Source organism: Pseudomonas sp. Q12-87, assembly GCF_001269755.1.
Taxonomy (GTDB): Bacteria; Pseudomonadota; Gammaproteobacteria; order Pseudomonadales; family Pseudomonadaceae; genus Aquipseudomonas; species Aquipseudomonas fluorescens_S.
Map to the genome: position 1 here is coordinate 119,734 of NZ_LHVI01000022.1, position 18,219 is coordinate 137,952.

The 18,219-nt window shown below is 62.8% G+C and carries 8 protein-coding genes; 4 read left to right on the forward strand and 4 right to left on the reverse strand.

All coding sequences use genetic code 11. The features are described from left to right. The first annotated feature begins 6 nt into the window (after positions 1-6). From AD663_RS15995 to AD663_RS16010, 4 genes are read left to right on the forward strand one after another with little or no spacing between them, the layout of a single operon-like run. A complete protein-coding gene (locus tag AD663_RS15995; protein ID WP_053214121.1) occupies positions 7-3,117 on the forward strand; it encodes an amino acid adenylation domain-containing protein in 3,111 nt (1,036 codons plus the stop codon). A 23-nt stretch (positions 3,118-3,140) separates the two neighbouring features. After that, positions 3,141-7,907: a non-ribosomal peptide synthetase gene (locus tag AD663_RS16000; RefSeq protein WP_053214122.1), complete on the forward strand. Its 4,767-nt coding sequence runs from the start codon at positions 3,141-3,143 to the stop codon at positions 7,905-7,907. A gap of 3 nt (positions 7,908-7,910) precedes the next feature. Beyond that, positions 7,911-8,963: a TauD/TfdA family dioxygenase gene (locus AD663_RS16005; RefSeq protein WP_053214123.1), complete on the forward strand. Its 1,053-nt coding sequence runs from the start codon at positions 7,911-7,913 to the stop codon at positions 8,961-8,963. A gap of 54 nt (positions 8,964-9,017) precedes the next feature. Then, positions 9,018-13,649: a non-ribosomal peptide synthetase gene (locus tag AD663_RS16010; protein WP_053214124.1), complete on the forward strand. Its 4,632-nt coding sequence runs from the start codon at positions 9,018-9,020 to the stop codon at positions 13,647-13,649. 43 nt (positions 13,650-13,692) lie between these two features. On the opposite strand, the gene AD663_RS16015 is transcribed toward AD663_RS16010, so the two are convergent. The 4 genes from AD663_RS16015 to AD663_RS16030 all read right to left on the reverse strand — a co-directional run bounded on the left by AD663_RS16015 (position 13,693) and on the right by AD663_RS16030 (position 18,174). Further along, positions 13,693-14,004, reverse strand: coding sequence for a DUF3325 family protein (locus AD663_RS16015; protein WP_053214125.1), 312 nt, complete (start codon positions 14,002-14,004; stop codon positions 13,693-13,695). Beyond that, positions 13,997-15,544, reverse strand: a complete 1,548-nt coding sequence (locus AD663_RS16020) for a PepSY domain-containing protein (protein WP_053214126.1) — start codon at positions 15,542-15,544, stop codon at positions 13,997-13,999. Before AD663_RS16020 ends, AD663_RS16015 begins: the two co-directional genes overlap by 8 nt. Further along, a complete protein-coding gene (locus tag AD663_RS16025) occupies positions 15,544-15,855 on the reverse strand; it encodes a hypothetical protein (RefSeq protein ID WP_053214127.1) in 312 nt (103 codons plus the stop codon). The genes AD663_RS16020 and AD663_RS16025 overlap by 1 nt, the downstream gene beginning before the upstream one ends. Positions 15,856-15,945: 90 nt before the next feature. Continuing rightward, positions 15,946-18,174: a TonB-dependent siderophore receptor gene (locus AD663_RS16030; protein ID WP_053214128.1), complete on the reverse strand. Its 2,229-nt coding sequence runs from the start codon at positions 18,172-18,174 to the stop codon at positions 15,946-15,948. Positions 18,175-18,219 lie beyond the last annotated feature (45 nt).

Consider the following 18,219-nt stretch of genomic DNA (forward strand, 5'->3'; position numbering starts at 1 on the left):
CCCACCATGAGCCATAACCTGAAAACGCATCACGACCTGCCCCTCAGTGCGGAGCAGTCCGTCGCCCTGCAAAGCGGCCGCCCGTTCGTGCATTTGGGCATGACCCTTGAGGGCGCGCTGCACCCCGGGCAACTGCATGAAGCATTGCTGAAGGTGATCGAACGTCATACCAGCCTGCACACGGCGCTACGCCCCTCGAATTTGTATCGAAGCCTGCGCCAGCATGTCGTGGCGCCAACGCTGCAATGGCATGTGCTGGAGGCCGGCGTGTCCGATGCCGAGCAGCAAAGTGCTGCGCTGTTGCAAGCGCCGTTTGCCATCGAAACCGGCTGTCTGGTTCGAGGCGTCTTGCGTCAACTGGCACCGGCCCAGTGGCGCCTCGATCTGCTGGTCGCGGCGTGTGCCGGTGACCGGCTCAGCCTGCAGAACCTGTTCAGTGAATTGACCGAACTCTATGCGCGCCCCGCAGCCGTACTGGAGGAAGCATTCCAGTATTCGCAGTACGTGGAATGGCGCAACGACCTTGATGCGGATGACGAAGCCCTCGACGGTCGCGCCTACTGGGCCGCGCTGGCGCTTGCGGACACCCCGCCAATGCAGCTGGGATCGCATCACGAACCGATGGGGCAGCGTGGCCTGTCGTCGGTCTCCCAACGCCTGCCCGTCGAGTTGCATCAGGCGCTACAGCAACTTGCCGACCGGTGCCAGCAACCGCTGGGGACCGTGCTGCAAGCGGCGTGGTGGTTGCTGTTAGCCCGTGTGGGCGGGCATCGCGTCTACACGGCTGGCTGGCAGCAGGATTGCCGTGTCGAGTACGAGGCCCTGACCAACGGAATCGGCGTGTATGAAAAAATCCTGCCGCTGGTGCTCGCCCCGGACCTGAACGGCACGTTCGAGCAGTGGCTGCAAAGCCTGGCCAGTCAACTCAACGAACATGTTCAACAACAGGAATACTGGAACGTCGCCGACACGACCCACACCCTTTATCGCAAAATCGGTTTCAACCTGGCCCGCCATTGCCAGGACGTCGACATCGCTGGCCTGCGCTGGCACGTTGATACGCTGCCGGGTGTCGCCCCATGCTTCGAGCTGGCCCTGCAAGTCGTGCTGGATGAGCACGGTCCCGGGCTGACCATCAGCATCCAGGCACCGGGGGCGCACTATGACGACGAAGTGCTGCAATGCCTGCTGGACCAATACGCCTGCCTGCTGCAAAGCCTGCCCGTAGGGCCCGACAGTCGCGCCCTGATCGAGCTGCCATTGAGCAACGCCGAGCATCAGGCCCGCCAATTACAACTGTGCGGCCCTCGCCGGGACTTCGGTTCACAGGCCTTGCCTCAGCGGCTGCATCACTGGGCGCATACCACGCCGGATGCGCCGGCCTTGCAGGTCGGCGACCACACCTTGAGCTATCGCCAGCTGCACGAACAGGTCGAACAGTTGGCCGGGGCCTTGTGCGCCCGAGGCGTTGGCCGTGAATCGAAAGTGGCTTTGCTGCTGCCCCGCTCGGCAGACCTGCTGCTGGGTCTGTTCGCGGTGCTGCGCGCCGGTGCCGCCTACATCCCTCTGGACCCGTCCTGGCCGGCCGCTCGCCAGGAAAAAATCCTCGCCGATGCGCAGCCACAGCTGCTCATTGGTTCAGCCCAGGACGTGAGCATTGCCGAGCTGCAAAACTCGGCGGTGGTCGCCTTGCCTTCGATCGACAGTATCGCGCTCAACGACGCGGCTTACCTGCTCTACACCTCTGGCACCAGCGGTGAACCCAAAGGCGTCGTCATTGAACACGGTCATTTGCTCAATTACGTCGCCGCGGTCAGCGAAGCACTGGACCTGGCCCATTGCAAACGCTTCGCGCTGATTTCCTCGGTGGCCGCAGACCTAGGCAATACCACGCTGTACGGAGCGCTGTGGAAGGGTGCGTGCATGGTGCTGGCCAGTGACGAAGCCAGCCGCGATGCCAGCGCATTCGCACGGTTTGTTCGCGATCAACGGATCGACTGCCTGAAGATCGTTCCGTCGCATCTGGCGGCACTGCTCGAAGACCACGCCAGTGCCTTGCCGGATGTTGTGATACTGGGCGGCGAACCGTGCCCGGGGGCATTGCGCCAACGCATCCAGCAAGTAGCCCCACATAGTCGGGTACACAATCACTATGGTCCGACCGAAACCACCGTGGGCGTGCTGTTCAGCCTCAGCCAGGCGTTCGACAGCGCCGCGCCGCTGGCCCTGGAACAGGCATTGGCCAACACTTGCGCCTATGTCCTGGAGCAAACCCCGTCCGGCCTGCAACCAGCACCGTTGGGCGCCTTGGGCGAGGTGTACCTGGGGGGCTCGCAAGTCAGTCGGGGTTATCTGAACCGAGCGTCAGACGCGTTTATCGACGACCCCTTCAAGCCGGGCCAACGCCTTTATCGCACGGGAGACCTGGCACGGTTGTCACCCCACGGGCGCCTGCACCTGGCCGGACGTAGCGACCAGCAGATCAAGATTCGCGGCTTTCGCGTCGAGCCCGGGGAGTTGGAGGCGGCGCTCTTGAAGCTGGCCGGCGTCAACCAGGCGGTGGTGCATTTCACCGCTGGCCAGCTGTTCGCCTACGCCGTCAGCCACCGCGAAAGCGCTGACTTGCTCGCCGAGTTGCGTACCTCGCTACCCGATTACCTGATCCCTTCGCAACTGCTGCGCGTACCGGCACTGCCGCGCCTGGCCAACGGCAAGATCGACTACGCCGCGCTGCCCAGCCCCGACAGCCTGGCGGAGCATCGGGTGGCGCTGGCGCCACGGGATGCGCTCGAAGCCCTGCTGACAGACCTTTACCGGGAACTGCTGGAACGCGACAGCCTGAGCATCACCGACAGTCTGTTCGATCTGGGCGGCCATTCGCTGATGGTCATCAAACTCTGCACGCGCCTGCGCAGCCTGTTGCAGCTGGAAGTACCGCCGGGGCTGGTGTTCGACAACCCGAGCGTCGAGACGCTGGCCCAAGCGTTGCGCGACCAGGAAAACCAGCCGGGAAGACTGGTGAAAATTGCCGAGCTGCGTCGCACGCTGGCCGCGATGTCGCCCGAGGAGCGCGCTGCCTTGCAGGCCCGCGCCAAAGCCTCCAGCCCTTCTGTCTGACGCCTCCAGGACGCAATCACGCTATGGAAATCAATCCGAACCAACTGGCCGAGCGTATCGCCAGGCTCACGCCGCAAAAACGCGAAGCCTTTGCCGCCGCATTGGCAGCGCAAGGCATCGCGCTCAGCCGCTTGCCGATCGTGCCGTCACCGGACGAGGGCCCCCGTCCGCTGTCCTGGGCCCAGCAGCGCCTGTGGTTTCTCCACCGCCTCGAACCCGACAGCAGCGCCTATAACATGCCCGCCGCATTACGTTTGCGTGGCTTGCTCAACCTCGATGCCTTGCAGCAGAGCTTCGATCAACTGGTGGTGCGGCATTCAATTCTGCGCAGCACCTTCCACGAAGCCGAGGGCAAGGCTCATCAGATCATCCACGAGCAACTGCCACTGACGCTGGCGCGGATCGATCTTTGCGCTGAGCAGGCCAGCGTGCGCCAGTCACGCCTGCAACAGCTGATCGACAGCGAAACCAATCGTCCTTTCGACTTGCAACAGGCCCCCCTGCGCTGCCTGCTGGTCAAGCTCAGCGACGATGAGCACGTGCTGATCCTGACCGCCCAACACATCGTCGCGGACGGCTGGTCCCTGGGGATCCTGGTAAGGGAACTGACTGCGTTCTACAGCGCCGCGCTGCAAGGCGTCGAGGCGCAACTGCCGGCCTTGCCGGTCCAATATGGCGACTATGCGGCGTGGCAACAGACGTGCATGAGCGACAGCGCCCTGGCACCGGAACTGACCTATTGGCGAGAACACCTGGCGGGGGAGCAACCGGTGCTGGAACTGCCGGTCGATCGTCCCCGCCAGAAGCACTCAAGCGGTCGAGGTGCCCGCCATTACCTCACCGTCGACCCGGCGTTGACTGACAGCTTGCGAGCGCTTGCCAAGGCGCGCGGGACGACATTGTTCACGGTACTTTTGAGCGCCTTCAACGTGCTGCTGTATCGCCTCAGCGGCCAGACCGACTTGCGTGTCGGCGTGCCTGTGGCCAACCGTACGCGCATGGAAACCGAAGGTCTGATCGGCTGCTTCATCAACACGTTGGTGATGCGCTGCGAGCTCAACGGCCGGCGCACCTTCAATGAGGTGCTGGAAGACGTCAACAACGCGCGGCGCAATGCCCTGGAACATCAACAACTGCCGTTCGAGCGGCTGGTCCAGGCCCTCGAGCCCGAACGCCATCTGTCCCACTCGCCCTTGTTCCAGGTGATGTTCAATCTGCTCGATGATCACGCGCCGCGTCGCCTGCAGTTGCCAGGGCTGGAAATCGAGGAGATCGAGCGCGAGCAGATGACCGCGCCATTGGACCTGGTGCTCAACGTGTCGGAGCGCAGCGACCGGCTCGAGGTGTGCTTCACCTACAACGCCGATCTGTTCGAACAAGACAGCATCGTCAACCATGGACAGGCCTACGCCAGCCTGTTGCAGGGCCTGGCAACGGCTCCCGATAGCCTCATCGCTCATCTGCCGATACGTGATGCCAAAGCCGAGCAGCATCTGTTGGCGCAGTGCCAGGCTTCATTGGCCCTTTCGCCGCTGCCCGAGCTGGTGCACCTGCGACTGGCGGCGCAAGCGGCGAAAACCCCGGACAGTCTGGCGCTGATCCACGATGACCTGGCCTGGAGCTACGCCGAACTGCAACGCCGGGTCGACCGTGTGGCCCAGCATCTGCTGGCGCTCGACCTGCCGGCGGAAGCGCGCATCGGACTGTGCCTGCCTCGGGGCCTGGACATCGTCGCGGCCGTGTTCGGCGTGTTGAAAGCAGGGCTTGCCTTCGTGCCGCTGGACCCCCAATTTCCAGCGGAACGCCTGGCTCACATGATCGACGATGCCGACATTCGCCTGGTACTGGTCGACGCATCCACAGCGCCGATAGTCGAGTCTTATCAACGGCCGATCCTCGACGTCTGTGCACTCGCGCCAATGCCCGGGCTTCAACCCGCCGTGGCGGAGCGCGCCGTGCACCGAGAACAACTGGCGTATGTCATCTACACCTCCGGCTCCACGGGCAAACCCAAGGGCGTGGCGGTCACTCACCGCTCGCTCGCCGGATATACCGAAGTCGCGCGCATCTATTACGGCGTCAGTGCCGAGGACCGGGTGTTGCAGTTCTCCACGTTCAACTTCGATGGCTTCGTCGATCAGCTGTTTCCTCCGCTGATGTGCGGCGCCAGCCTGGTCGTACGCGGCCCCGAGCTTTGGGACACTCGCGAATTTCTGACCCGGTTGTATCGCCATGGCATTACCGTCGCGGCCTGCCTGACCACCGCCTATTGGTACCAGCTCGCCCAGGATTTCGCCCTGGTCCCGGCCGACGCCTACGGTGCCTTGCGCCTGGTCAGCGTCGGTGGCGAAGCCATGCCGCCCGAAGGACTCAATGCCTGGCGCAAGGCCGGACTGAGTCATGTCCGGCTGCTGAATATCTACGGTCCCACGGAAATCACCGTGGTATCGAGTATCCAGGATTGCACCCTGCTGCTGGACGATGAACAGCTGCCGCTGCAAATGCCCATCGGCGAACCCTTGCGCGGCCGCGCCTATTACCTGCTAGACCGCGACGACAACCTGGCGCCTGTTGGTGTGCCCGGGGAGCTGTGTATTGGCGGCTCGTTGTTGTCTCGCGGCTATCACGACGTTCCAGGCCTGACCGCCGAACGTTTCTGCCCCGACCCGTTCGGCCCGCCAGGCAGCCGTCTGTACCGCACCGGTGATCGGGTCCGGCGCCTGCCCAACGGCACCTACGAATACCTCGGGCGCATCGACCAGCAGGTCAAGCTGCGAGGCTTCCGGATCGAATTGGGCGAGATCGAATCACGCTTGCAGAACCATCCGCAGGTTCGCCAGGCCGTGGTGATCGTGCGTGAGGACCGGCCCGGCGACCGTCGCCTGGTGGCCTATGTGGTTTACCAGGCGCAACCTTTGGCGATCACGGCCCTGCGCGAACACATCGCCCAGCATTTGCCTGCCTACATGGTGCCGTCCGCCTTTGTCACCCTGGAACAGATACCGCTGACGCCCGGCGGAAAACTCAACAGGGCAGCACTGCCGGCCCCCGATTATTCGCTGCAGACGACTCAAGTGCGTGCGCCGCAAACCCCGCAGGAGCAGCAGTTGCTGGCGCTCTGGCAAGACGTGCTCGGGGTGGAATCCATCGACCTGCACGACAACTTTTTCGCCCTGGGCGGGCACTCGTTGCTGGCGGCTCAATTGGTCACCCGCATTCGCCTGGCGCTGAACATCGAACTGCCCCTGCGGGTACTGTTCGAAGCGCCGACCATCGCGCAACTGGCCTCTGAGCTGTCCAAGGCAGAGGCCAGCAGCGAACGTCCCATCGAGCCCGCGCCTGTCCCGTCCCATGGCCGCAGGCTGCTGTCCCACGCCCAGCAAGGAATGTGGCTGGTACAAGCCATGCAACCGGAAAGCGCGGCGTATCACATTCCCAGCGCAGCGCGCTTGCGCGGCCACTTGGACATCGACGCGTTGCACCTGGCGTTCAAGGGATTGGTGCAGCGCCATGAAGCATTGCGTAGCAGCTTCCACGAACAGGACGCGGAGCTCTTCGTTCAGGTGCAGCCGCAGGTCGATCTGCCGATGCCCCTGCATGACCTCAGCGCCCTGCCCGCCGACGCCTGCGAAGACACGGCCCGGCGGTTGTTGATTGAGCTGGCGATACGCCCTATCGATCTGCGCCAGGCGCCGTTGCTGCGCTTGCACCTGATCAAACTGCGGGACGATGAACACCTGTTGTTGCTGGTGCTACACCACATCGTTTCAGATGGCTGGTCGATGGGCCTGTTAGTCAGCGAATTGACTCACCTTTATCGCGCCGCCCTGAGCGGTGAAAACCCGGCGCTGGCGCCATTGCCCATCCAGTACTCTGACTACGCTGCCTGGCAGCAGCGATACCTGGACGCGCCGATGCTTGAGCGTCAGCTGGGTTATTGGAAGCAGGCGCTTGGCGAACCCCAGCCGCCGCTGGACCTGCTCAGCGACAGACCGCGCCCGGCGGCCTTGAGCGGGCAAGGTGCGCGCTGGTCGTTCCAGATTGGCGAACACACCGCAGACGCCCTTAAACGGCTTTGCCTGAGCAACGGGGCCACCCTGTTCATGGGATTGCTGGGCGCCTTGCAGGTGTGCCTGTATGCCCAAAGCGGTCGCCAGCATCCGGTGATCGGCACCGACGTGGCCAACCGCAATCGCGCGGAAACCGAAGGGCTTATCGGTTTTTTCATCAATCAATTGGCCCTTCGCGGCGACCTGACCGGCAACCCGACGTTCAGCCAGTTGATCCAGCGTCTGCGCCCGCAGGTACTGGACGCTTTCAAACATCAGGAGCTGCCGTTCAACAAGTTGGTTGAAGCGCTCAACCCGCCGCGCAGTCTCGCCTATAACCCGCTGTTCCAGGTCAAGCTGGTGTTGCAGAACCAACCGGCCAGCGTGCTGCAGATGCCGGGGCTGGACGTGCTGCCCGAGCGCATCGAGCACGGCCAGTCACAGCTGGACCTGCACCTCACCGTGGAGGAGGACCGGGGCACCCTGGCCTGCACCCTCAAATACAGCACCGACCTGTTCGACGCGACAACGGCCGAGGCGTTCGCCAACGCCTTCAGCACACTGCTGGAACAGGTCGCCACTTACCCCGAGCGACTCATCGACGAGCTCGCCCAGGACTTGAAACGGCAAACCCATGAACAACGCATGAAGCACCTGAACGCACGCAACGAGCAGAGCCTGGCGCGGTTGGGCAGCACACGTCGGCGTACTCGATTCACTACTGACTCTATGGAGGGATAAGACATGAATGGTCCCGCGACACCTACCCTGGGCGGCATGCGCCGCAAGCCGATTCGCCTGGATGAAGAAAACCTAGTGACGTTCAAGCCGCTCAATGACGGCCAGAACTACACGCTGCTGTGTGAGCCCGCCAGCCCCGGCGTCAGCCTGATCGCCTGGGCGCAGCGGCAACGGGAACTGATCGAACGCAAACTGCTGGAACACGGTGCTTTGCTGTTTCGTCATTTCCAGGTCGACACTGCCACGGCTTTCGACCAATGCATCAGCTCATTGTCAGGGGGAGCGCTGGAGTACAAGTTCAGGGCCTCGCCGAGGACGCAGGTCGATCCGGGCCTGAACATCTACACGTCCACCGATTACCCACAGGACCAGCGCATTTTCCCTCACAACGAACACTCCTACTCGCCGGTTTTCCCGCTGAAGATTTTCCTGTGGTGCGACGTCGCCCCGCAATCGCGGGGTGAAACGCCGATCGGCGATACCCGCGCCATCACCCGCGGCATCGACCCACAGGTCCGTGAACGCTTCGCCCGTCTGGGCATCATGTACGTGCGCAACTACGGAGACGGCTTCGGCCTGCCTTGGCAAACCGTGTTCCAGACCGAGGACCGGGCGCAGGTCGACGCCTACTGCGCCAGTGTCGGCATACAGACGGAGTGGAAAGAGAACAATCGCCTGCGCACCCGCCAGGTCGGCCCAGCGCTGGTCCGGCACCCGCGCACCGACGAGATCCTCTGGTTCAACCACGCGACATTCTTCCACGTCAGCACCTTGCCGGCCAGCGTGGGCGATGCCCTGCAGGCCGATTTCGCCGACGACGACCTGCCGCAGAACACCTTTTATGGCGACGGCAGCCCCATCGAGCCCGAGGTGCTTGAGCACCTGCGCGCGGTGTACCTGCAAAACATGATCGAGTTCAGTTGGCAGCACGGCGACGTGTTGCTGCTCGACAACATGCTATCGGTGCACGCGCGCAACGAATACAGCGGTCCCAGGCGCATTCTGGTGTCCATGGCAGAAGCACTGAACAGTACGGACGTTGCGCTCAAGCCCTGAGCCGCTCGACCGTCCAACGCCGCTGACTCGCCCCTATTTTCAAGGCCTCATTCTATGTCCAGTAACGCCTTAGAGGGTTTTCGCCCCGCTCTGCAACAAAACCTGTATTGGTCGCGCGCCACGGATCGCAGCGCCCCGCTGTTCCTGACCCTGGCCTTGCCTGACGGTATCGACAGCGCACGCTTGCGTTCGGCCCTGGAGCACGTGCTGGAGCGCCACGAAATCCTGCGCACCCGCCTACTAGCCGCTCCCGGCATGGACCTGCCGGTGCAGGTGATCGCCGAACACATCGACATTGACTGGCGAGACATCACCACGGCCCCAGCCTCTATCGACGACTTGAAATCGGCACTGCGCGCGGTCCTGAGCCAGGAGACGCCACCTGCCCTGGCCGTCGCCCGGCTCCCCGCCACCCTGCTGGTCGCATTGCCTGCCGCCAACGTCGACGCTACCACTGTGGAGCGCCTGCTGTCGGAGTGGCAAGCGCTTTACCAAGGCAATGAGCTGCCGGACGACACCGTCCAGTTCGCTGACTTCGCCGAATGGCAGTTCGAGTACACCAGCGGCGGCGACAGCGACGCCGGTCGTGCCTTCTGGCAACGCCAACAAGCGCCGGACCTGATGGCGGTGCTGCATCCATTCCAGCGCGCATCGGCCGGTAATGAACGGCATATGGCCCAGGTCCAACAGACCCTGGACGCTGAATGCCAGGACCGACTCAACAGTGCCCTCGCCGGCCTCGATACCCCGGCGCAGCATCTGTTCGGCGCGTGCTGGGCGGTGCTGCTCAGACGTCATCTGGGCCAGCCCCAGGTGGTGCTCGGCTGGGAACATCCTGGCCGTAACAGTGCCACGACGACCGCCATGGGTCCCTATGCCAAGTCCTTGCCATTGCTGCTGACATTCGACGACAGCCAGTCCTTGGCCGGCCTGCTCGCTGCACTCCGCGCCTTGTTGACCGAGGCCGATACCTGGCAAGAAGCGTGGCCCGCTCAATCAGCGCCAACGCCGTTCGGTTTTCGCTTGCGCAAACCCGCGCCCTCGGCCTGGACCGTGCAGGCACTGGAAGGCGAAGAATGTGCGCATGCGTTGCTGCTGGAGGTCACTGAACGGGCGCAAGGATTCGAATTTCGCCTGCACTTCGACGCCTCGACACTGGACGTCGACGCCGCACGTCTGCTGCTCGATCAGTACCTGACCCTGTGCCTGCAAGCCAGCGCTGCCAGCTCGCAACCCTTGAGCGATGCCAACGGTATCAGTCGCGTTCACCAGGACTGGCTGGCGACCTTGAACCAGACCGCCACGCACCTGGCGACGCCGTCGTTGTTGCACCAGCTGTTCGAGCAACAGGTCGACCTGCAACCGGACGCCATCGCCATGACCCACGGTGATGCTCATCTGAGTTACCGGGCGCTGGAGCGCCAAGCCAACCAAGTGGCGCACCGACTGCGCCAGGCGGGGCTGACGGCCGGACAGCCGGTGGGGTTGTTCATCGAGCGTTGCAGCGAAGCCCTCGTCGGTATCCTGGGCATTCTCAAAGCGGGCGGCGCCTACTTGCCGCTGGACCCAACGTACCCGGCCGAACGCCTGAGCGACATGCTTGAGCAAGCCGCGGCCCCGCTGCTGCTGAGCCTGACACGTCTGCAAACGCGCTTGCCCGAGGGCAACTACGAAACGGTATGGCTCGACCAGCCGGGCAGCGACAGCACCTTCGACGTGCGTCCCGAGCCCATCAGCGATGCCGACACCCTGGCTTATCTGATTTTCACCTCAGGCTCCACCGGGCGCCCCAAAGGGGTCATGGTGACCCATCGCAATGCCGTGCATTCGACTTCGGCGCGCCAGTTGGCCTATGAAGAGCCGTTGACGTCATTCCTGCTCGTGTCTGGGCTGGCGTTCGACAGTTCGGTCGCCGGTCTCTTCTGGACCCTGGGCCGTGGAGGGCGACTGTGCCTGCCCCAGGACGACCAGGTTCAGGATGCGTTGGCACTGGGCCGCTTGATCGCGGCCCAACGCATCAGTCATACCCTGATGTTGCCGTCGCTCTACGCCCAGGTACTGGAACAGGCCGCCGACCAACTGGGCAGCCTGCGCTGCGCCATCGTCGCCGGCGAAGCCTGCCCGGCTGCCCTCGCCCGACACCATCGCGAGCAATGCGCGCAAGCCCAGTTGTACAACGAGTACGGGCCGACCGAAGGCACCGTCTGGTGCAGCTACTACCGCGCCCGAGGCGACGAACACGGTGTGTTGCCGATCGGCAAGGCCATCGCGAATATGCAGGTGTTCGTGCTCGACGAGCAGCGGCGTCCGGTGGCCGCTGGCGTGGCGGGTGAAATCTACCTCAGCGGCGCTGGCATCACCCAGGGTTATCTCGGACGACCGGACCTGACCGCCGAGCGCTTCTTGAGCAACCCGCTCGATCCCCAGGGCAGCCAGTGGTACCGCAGCGGCGATATCGGCAGGGTCAATCCCCAGGGTGACATCGAGTTCCTCGGACGTATCGACGACCAAGTGAAGATTCGCGGTTTCCGGATCGAGCTGGGGGAAATCGAAGCCCGCCTGCTGAGCCATCCAGGCATACGGGAGGCCGTCGTGATCGCCCGCCAGAACGAAGTCGGCGATACCGAACTCATCGCCTATCTGGTGGCGCGCGAGGCATGCCCCGGCGCTACCGCGTTGCGCGACTACCTGGGCACGCAATTGCCTGACTACATGTTGCCAAACGCCTATGTGATGCTGTCGGCATTCCCCTTGACCCCAAACGGCAAGCTGGATCGCAAGGCGTTACCGGCCCCCGCCCGTGATCGCCAGGTCAGCTACCGGGCACCGCGCAACGAACGCGAGCAATTGCTGGCAGCGCTGTGGTCCCAGGTGCTGGGGGTGGAGCGTGTCGGCCTGGATGATAACTTCTTCGAACTGGGTGGCCACTCGCTGACCGCGACCCGACTGGTGTCACGGCTGCGCAGCAGCCTCGGGCTGGAAGTGCCGGTACGTGCGCTGTTCCAACACCCGACGCTGGGCGAATTCATTGACCAGGCGCTGCCAAAGGCCGATGCCTCGACGTTACCGCCCATCACGGCCCAACACCGCCAGCCTTCAACGGCAATGTCCTACGCCCAGGAACGGCTCTGGTTATTCGATCGCCTGCACCCGGGAAGTACCACGTACAACGTGCCTGAATCGGCGCGCCTGCATGGCGACCTGGACGTGCTGGCGCTGGAGCGCAGTTTTGCGCTGTTGCTGCAACGCCATGAGGCCCTGCGCACGACCTTCACGCTGGAAAACAATCAACCGGTGCAGCGCATCAGTGCCGCGCAGGGTTTCACGCTGACTTTGATCGACCTCAGCCATCTGGACGAAGGTGATCGGCATCAGCACCTGCACACCGAACTCAGGGCCCAGGCCGCCCATCCGTTCGATCTGGCACGGGGCCCCTTGATCCGTGCGGGCCTGGTGCGGCTTTCTCCACGAGAGCATGTGCTTTGGCTGACCTTGCACCACATCGTCTTCGATGGCTGGTCGATGCGCGTGTTCATTCGTGAGTTGACCCAGCTCTACACGGCGTTGAGCAAAGGGGAACCCTCGCCCCTCGTCGGGCAAACCCTGCAGTACGCGGATTTCGCCCAGTGGCAACGCCGTGAACTGAATCACGACGCGCTCAAGCCGCAACTGGATTTCTGGCTGCAACACCTGGGCACCGACCGCACGCTGCTGCAACTGCCTTGTATGTTGCCGCGGCCGGCGCTGCCCAGCCATCGGGGCGCTGAGCACACCTTCGAACTGGGCCTGGAGACCACGCAAGCGCTGCACACCTACAGCCGGGAACAAGGCGCGACCCTGTTCATGACGTTGCTGGCCGTGTTCAACGTGCTGCTGGCCGGCCATAGCGCACAGCGGGCCATACGTATCGGCATCCCGATTGCCAATCGTCATCGCCAGGAGCTGGAGGGCTTGGTAGGTTTCTTCGTCAACACCCTGGCCTTGCGCACAGACCTGGCCGGCAACCCGGGATTCGACACGGTACTCAAACAGGTCCGGGACAACCTGCTGACGGCTCACGCCAACCAGGACCTGCCGTTCGAGCAACTGCTGCAAGCACTGCCCAGCGCGCAGCAGCACAGTACGCCGTTGATCCAGGTCATGTTCGACCTGCATCGCGAGCGCATCCTGACCTCGTCCGAGTTTGGCGATTTGAGGATCGAGCCGATCAAGGAGGACAATGGCAAGCGCAGTACCCTGTTTGACCTGATGCTCGACATCAGCGAGCGCGAGCACGGGCTGATCGCGACGTTCACTTACAGCACCGATCTGTTCGAACACGACAGCATCGTCGCGTTGAGCGAAGATTTCCGCGCCTTGCTCGATACCGTCCTGGGCCAGGCGGCGCCGTCGTTCGAAACGCTGTTGGAGCAGCTCAAGCCGATGAAACGGCCACCGGTCGAGCCTGCGGCGGACGCGCGAACGCAAGTGTTCAATGCCTTGCAGGCGGAGCTTGAACTCAGCGTTCTCGACGAGCAGGCGAATTTCTTCGAAGTCGGCGGCAGTTCGCTCAAGGCGGTGCTGCTGTGTACCCGGCTACAGGAAATGTGGGGCACGAAAATCCCCGCGCACCTGGTCTTCCTGAACCCGACGCTGGATGACTTGGCCAATGTCCTGAGCCGTTACGCCAAGACGATGGTCGACTGAATGACAGGCCCCGGGGTGTCCCCCGGGGCCTGTGGCCAGCTACTCAAGCCTTGAACAAGCGCCCCAACCCGCGTAGCCACGATCCTCGCCAGCACAATAGCAGCGTCACGACCATGCCGCAGGGCACCAGCGCCAGCAACCAGAAGACCATGCCCATGGCGACACCCAAGGCAACCTGGCTCAACAACAACCCCAAGGTCAACGCCAGTAGCGCGGTCCAGCGCAACGCTCGGGGTCCGGGAAACGGTTCGCCCGCCATGACCTTGCGCCAATGGACGAGCTGACTCAGCGCCAGCGTGCTGAGCCCCACACCCTGAAGCATCAGCACCAACAGGCTCGACATCCCATCAGCCATTCTTCACCCCTCCGAGCGCAACCACTGCGCCAGCGCGATTGCGCAAACGCCAGCCTACACTGGCTGCCAGCAGCGCAACCGCCAGCAGCGCCAGGTCCACCCCGGCGACTGCCGTGAAGCCTTGCCTGATGGCGTGCCAGGGATGATCGCCGGTGCTCCAGGCATTCGAGATCACCGCCAGCACGGCCAACGCGCTGATCGCCAGACACTGCGTAGCCCATGGCGCGCGCCGTTGCGGTGAGCGCCAGATAACCTGCGCGGCATGGGCGGTCGCCAGCAGCCAGGCCCCATAAAACACCCGGATTTCCCAATCGGCTCTACCGCCCAACTCCACCGGCAGCCAGCGATTGGCGACGAGCATGGCCAAGGTGGCCAGCGGCATCCCAGTGATCAATGCGCTGGTAAACAGCGTCATCGGCGCAACGCTCAACGGCCCATTCGCGTTTTGCAGGCGGCGCTTCTCCAGCCAATACAACAAACCGCTGCCCAGCATCACGCAACCACTCAAACCGGCGAGAAAATACAAGGCGCGCAACCACGGCTGCTGAAAGTGCGTGACGTGCAGACCCGCCAGGAACTTGAACGTCCCGGCGGCGACAGGCAACTTGGATTCGTACAACAGGCTGGCGTTGGCACCGTCGAAATACAGCGTCTGCTCATCCTCGCTCAGACGGTCACCGGCAGAGCGACTGATCTCAACGTAAGCATTGGCGTCCCCCGGATGCCAGACCCTGACGAACGTTGGCTCGCCGTTACCCCAGCGCAACCGGGCTTGCGCCATCATCTGATCGAGTGACGCCAGAACCCCCGGTTTGCCTGAGGCTTCCCGACGATACGCCGAGTTGGCTTCGGCCCCAAACTGGTCGGCCTGCTCTTGATAGACCGCCAGCACGCTAGCGGGCAGGTACAGCGGGAACAGGATCAGAACGCCGGTCAGCATGATGACGAAATGAAACGGCAGCGCGAAAACCCCCGTGAGGTTATGCAAATCCAACAGGCGCCTGGGCGATTTGTCGACGCGAAAAGTGAACAGATCCTGGAACAGGCGGGCGTGGATGCAAACGCCGACGATCAATGCGATCAAGCCCAACATGGCCGCCAGACCGAGCAAGCGTGTACCGGCGCTCCAGGTGGTGATATTCAAGGTGTAATGCAGTCGATAGAAAAAATCGCCGCCGCGACTGCCGGCCTCAGGCAAGACTTGATCCCCCGTCGGTGCGAGAAATCGACTGTAGCCATTTCCCTCAAGGGTCCAGGCTTGAAAGCGCAACAAGGGTCGACGGGCATCGGGCATTTCGACGTACCACTGCATCAGCGGTTTGCCTTCGCTCAGGCTAGCGACGTGTGGCACCACACGCCGATCCAGGGATATCGGCGCATCGACAGGCGCCAGACGGGTTTGCGGCAACATCCAACTGTCCAGTTCACGGTCGTACACCGCCAGGCTGCCCATGAAAAAAGCAATCAGCAGCAGTCCGGAAAACCCGACGCCGACGAACCGGTGCAACCAGAGCATGGACTGACGAACACTGTCGAACATCAGGTGCCTCCCGACAGATACTGAACCGTCCCCAGCGCCAGTATCGACACGCCAGCCAGCAGCACGCCATGGCGCCTTGCGCGCCGGGCGCAGAATAACCAGAGCACCAACAACGGGTAGATCACAAACCCGGCGATCGTGCTGGCGAGCACCGCTTCACTTCGCTGCTGGCCCAGCTGCATCAGGCCCAGTCCCACCAGGGTCGTCAGCGCCCAGACGAACAGATAGCTAATCGACAACGCCAGCACCAGCCACACCGTTCGCTGTCGATCCAGCGACTCTTTATCCCGTTTTACCGTTCGACGCGTCACCCTACCCTCCCTGCATATCGCTACAGCTGCCCGATAACGACAAAAGCCCGCCATACCGAAGTATGCCGGGCTCGTTCGTGACTGTCCCGATCAGAACTTGGCGCGCAAGGTCATGGACACTGCACGAGGATCACCAAAGATGTTCCCGTCCTGGAAGGTGTTGATGCGCTGGAAATACTTCTTGTCGGTCAGGTTGGTACCGAGCAGGTCTGCCGACAGATTCGGTGTGATCTGGTAACCGATACCGGCATCGTACAAGGCGTACCCGCCCTGGCGCAGCTTGGTGCCATCCATGCCGATCGAAGGCACGTCCAGCTTGTTGAACGTTTCGCTGACGACACTGACGCCGCCCTGCAAGCTCCACTTTTCCAACTCGCCAGGCAACTTGTAGAGCGTCCAGACGCGCAACATATTTTTCGGCAGGTAAGTCTGCAACTGCTCGTTAGGGCTGTCATAGCGCTTGTAGGTGTGGGTGAAGTTGGCGCTCAGGAACCAGTCCGGAGTCACCTGCCCACTCAATTCAGCTTCGAAACCCCGTGTCCGGGCCTTGCCGCTGGCGACCGATGCCCGGGAGTTCGGGTCGTTCATATCCGGAATCGCGCGGTTCTCTTCTTCGATCTGGAACGCCGCCAGCGATGCGTTCAAGGCACCGTCGAGGTATTCGCCCTTGATGCCCACTTCGTACTGCTTACCTTCAAGGGGCTTGATGATGCCATTGTTGATGTCCAGGTTGCTGACAGGCTGCGGCTGGAACACCCCGGCGTAGTTGCCGTACAAGGAGTAGGTGTCGTTGAGCTGGTAGATCAGGCCATAGAACGGCGTGAATTTCTGCGAAACGCCATCGCTGACTTTTTCCGAAGGTGAACCTGCCGTGGGTTGATGCTGGCTGCGATGCATATCAAGCCAGGTCACCCGTCCGCCGAGTACCAGCGTCAAAGGGTCCGAGAGACTCAGGCGCACGTTGCCATAGATCGCTTTGGAGCGGGTGTTGGCCACGCTGGTCGGCAGTTTGTCCGAATCTGGGAAGGCCGGATAAGGGAAGTCCGTCTGTGGATCGTTGAGGTCGACGTCGCCAATGAAATCGGAGAAATAGCCCCCGTTCGACGCAAACTCCGAGCGCGAATAGTTGGCTCCCACCAGCACTTTGTGCTCACGGCCAAGGAAGTTGAAGGGCCCGTCGACGTAGACGTCCGCCTCGTCCTGCTTCTCCCGATAATCGAACATGATCGAGTTCATCGACACCAGGTCGTCCGCCGGATCGATCCCGCCACCGTTGCGGGCATAGGCCTGGGTCAGGTCGTAGTTGTTGTCGGCGTGACGCAAGGCCAGCTTGGTGGTCCAGCCGTCACCCAAATCGTGCTCGACTTCAGTGAAGACCGCAGTGCTCCAGAAGTAGTCGCGGTTCCAGTCGGCGCCGTAGAAATTCTTGCGCGAGGCGTCCGGCAGCGACATGGCTGGCTGGCCGGCCGCATTGGTGTAGCGATAAGCTGGCAGCGAACGCTGGGCGCCTCGGATGTCGGTATTCTGGTTGCTCGCACCGATGGTCCAGACGGTATCGGGCGTGAGGTCAATGTCGACGACGCCATAGATCTGGTTCGATTCGCGCTTACCGCCACCGTCGTAGTAGAAACCTTGATCGTGCTCGCTGAGCACCAGGCGTCCACGCACGTTGCCGCTGTCGGTCAACGGACCGGTGACGTCGATCATGCCCCGATAGTTGTCCCAGGAACCGGCACTGATTTCGGCCGATACCGCCGCCTCGCTCAACGGGCGTTTGCGGACCAGGTTGATACTGCCGCCGGGGCCGCCAGCGCCCGTCAGGCTGCCGGACGGTCCCTTGAGCACTTCGACGCGGTCATACATCGTCAAGTCCGGAGACAGGAAGATCCGGTTATCCATGGTGGTCGGCGTGCCGTCAAGCTGCAACGAGGTGATCTCGAAACCACGGGAAAAGAAACTCAAGCGGCTGGCGTCGATACGCTGGACGGTGACACCGCCGACCTTACCCAGGGCATCTTCAAGGGTATACAGATTCTGCTTCTGGATACGTTCCTGGCCGATCACGTTGATGGTCTGCGGCACTTCGCGAAGACGCAACGGCACCTTGGTCCCCACCGACACGGTCGGCGCTTCGGTCTGCATGCCCACGATCGACTGCGCGGGCAGCGTCATGGTGCTTGGTGGCTCGGTTGGCGCCTGATTGACGTCGTCCTCTTGCGCCCATGCCGACGTGGTGAGCAACATCCCCCCGCTCACCATCGGCACCAGTAGCAGATTCCCCATCTTGGCCGTTGACCGGCCCTTAGCCCGTTGTTGCATGCCGCTCGCTCCTATGCGTGGCCCCGCAGGGCCATCATTTTTTTT

What these genes read in the sequence shown, in the direction of transcription:
- AD663_RS16015 (WP_053214125.1), bottom strand. Translation starts at nt 14,004, where the DNA reads ATGGCTGATGGGATGTCGAGCCTGTTGGTGCTGATGCTTCAGGGTGTG.
- AD663_RS16005 (WP_053214123.1), top strand. Translation starts at nt 7,911, where the DNA reads ATGAATGGTCCCGCGACACCTACCCTGGGCGGCATGCGCCGCAAGCCG.
- AD663_RS16030 (WP_053214128.1), bottom strand. Translation starts at nt 18,174, where the DNA reads ATGCAACAACGGGCTAAGGGCCGGTCAACGGCCAAGATGGGGAATCTG.
- AD663_RS16000 (WP_053214122.1), top strand. Translation starts at nt 3,141, where the DNA reads ATGGAAATCAATCCGAACCAACTGGCCGAGCGTATCGCCAGGCTCACG.
- AD663_RS15995 (WP_053214121.1), top strand. Translation starts at nt 7, where the DNA reads ATGAGCCATAACCTGAAAACGCATCACGACCTGCCCCTCAGTGCGGAG.
- AD663_RS16010 (WP_053214124.1), top strand. Translation starts at nt 9,018, where the DNA reads ATGTCCAGTAACGCCTTAGAGGGTTTTCGCCCCGCTCTGCAACAAAAC.
- AD663_RS16020 (WP_053214126.1), bottom strand. Translation starts at nt 15,544, where the DNA reads ATGTTCGACAGTGTTCGTCAGTCCATGCTCTGGTTGCACCGGTTCGTC.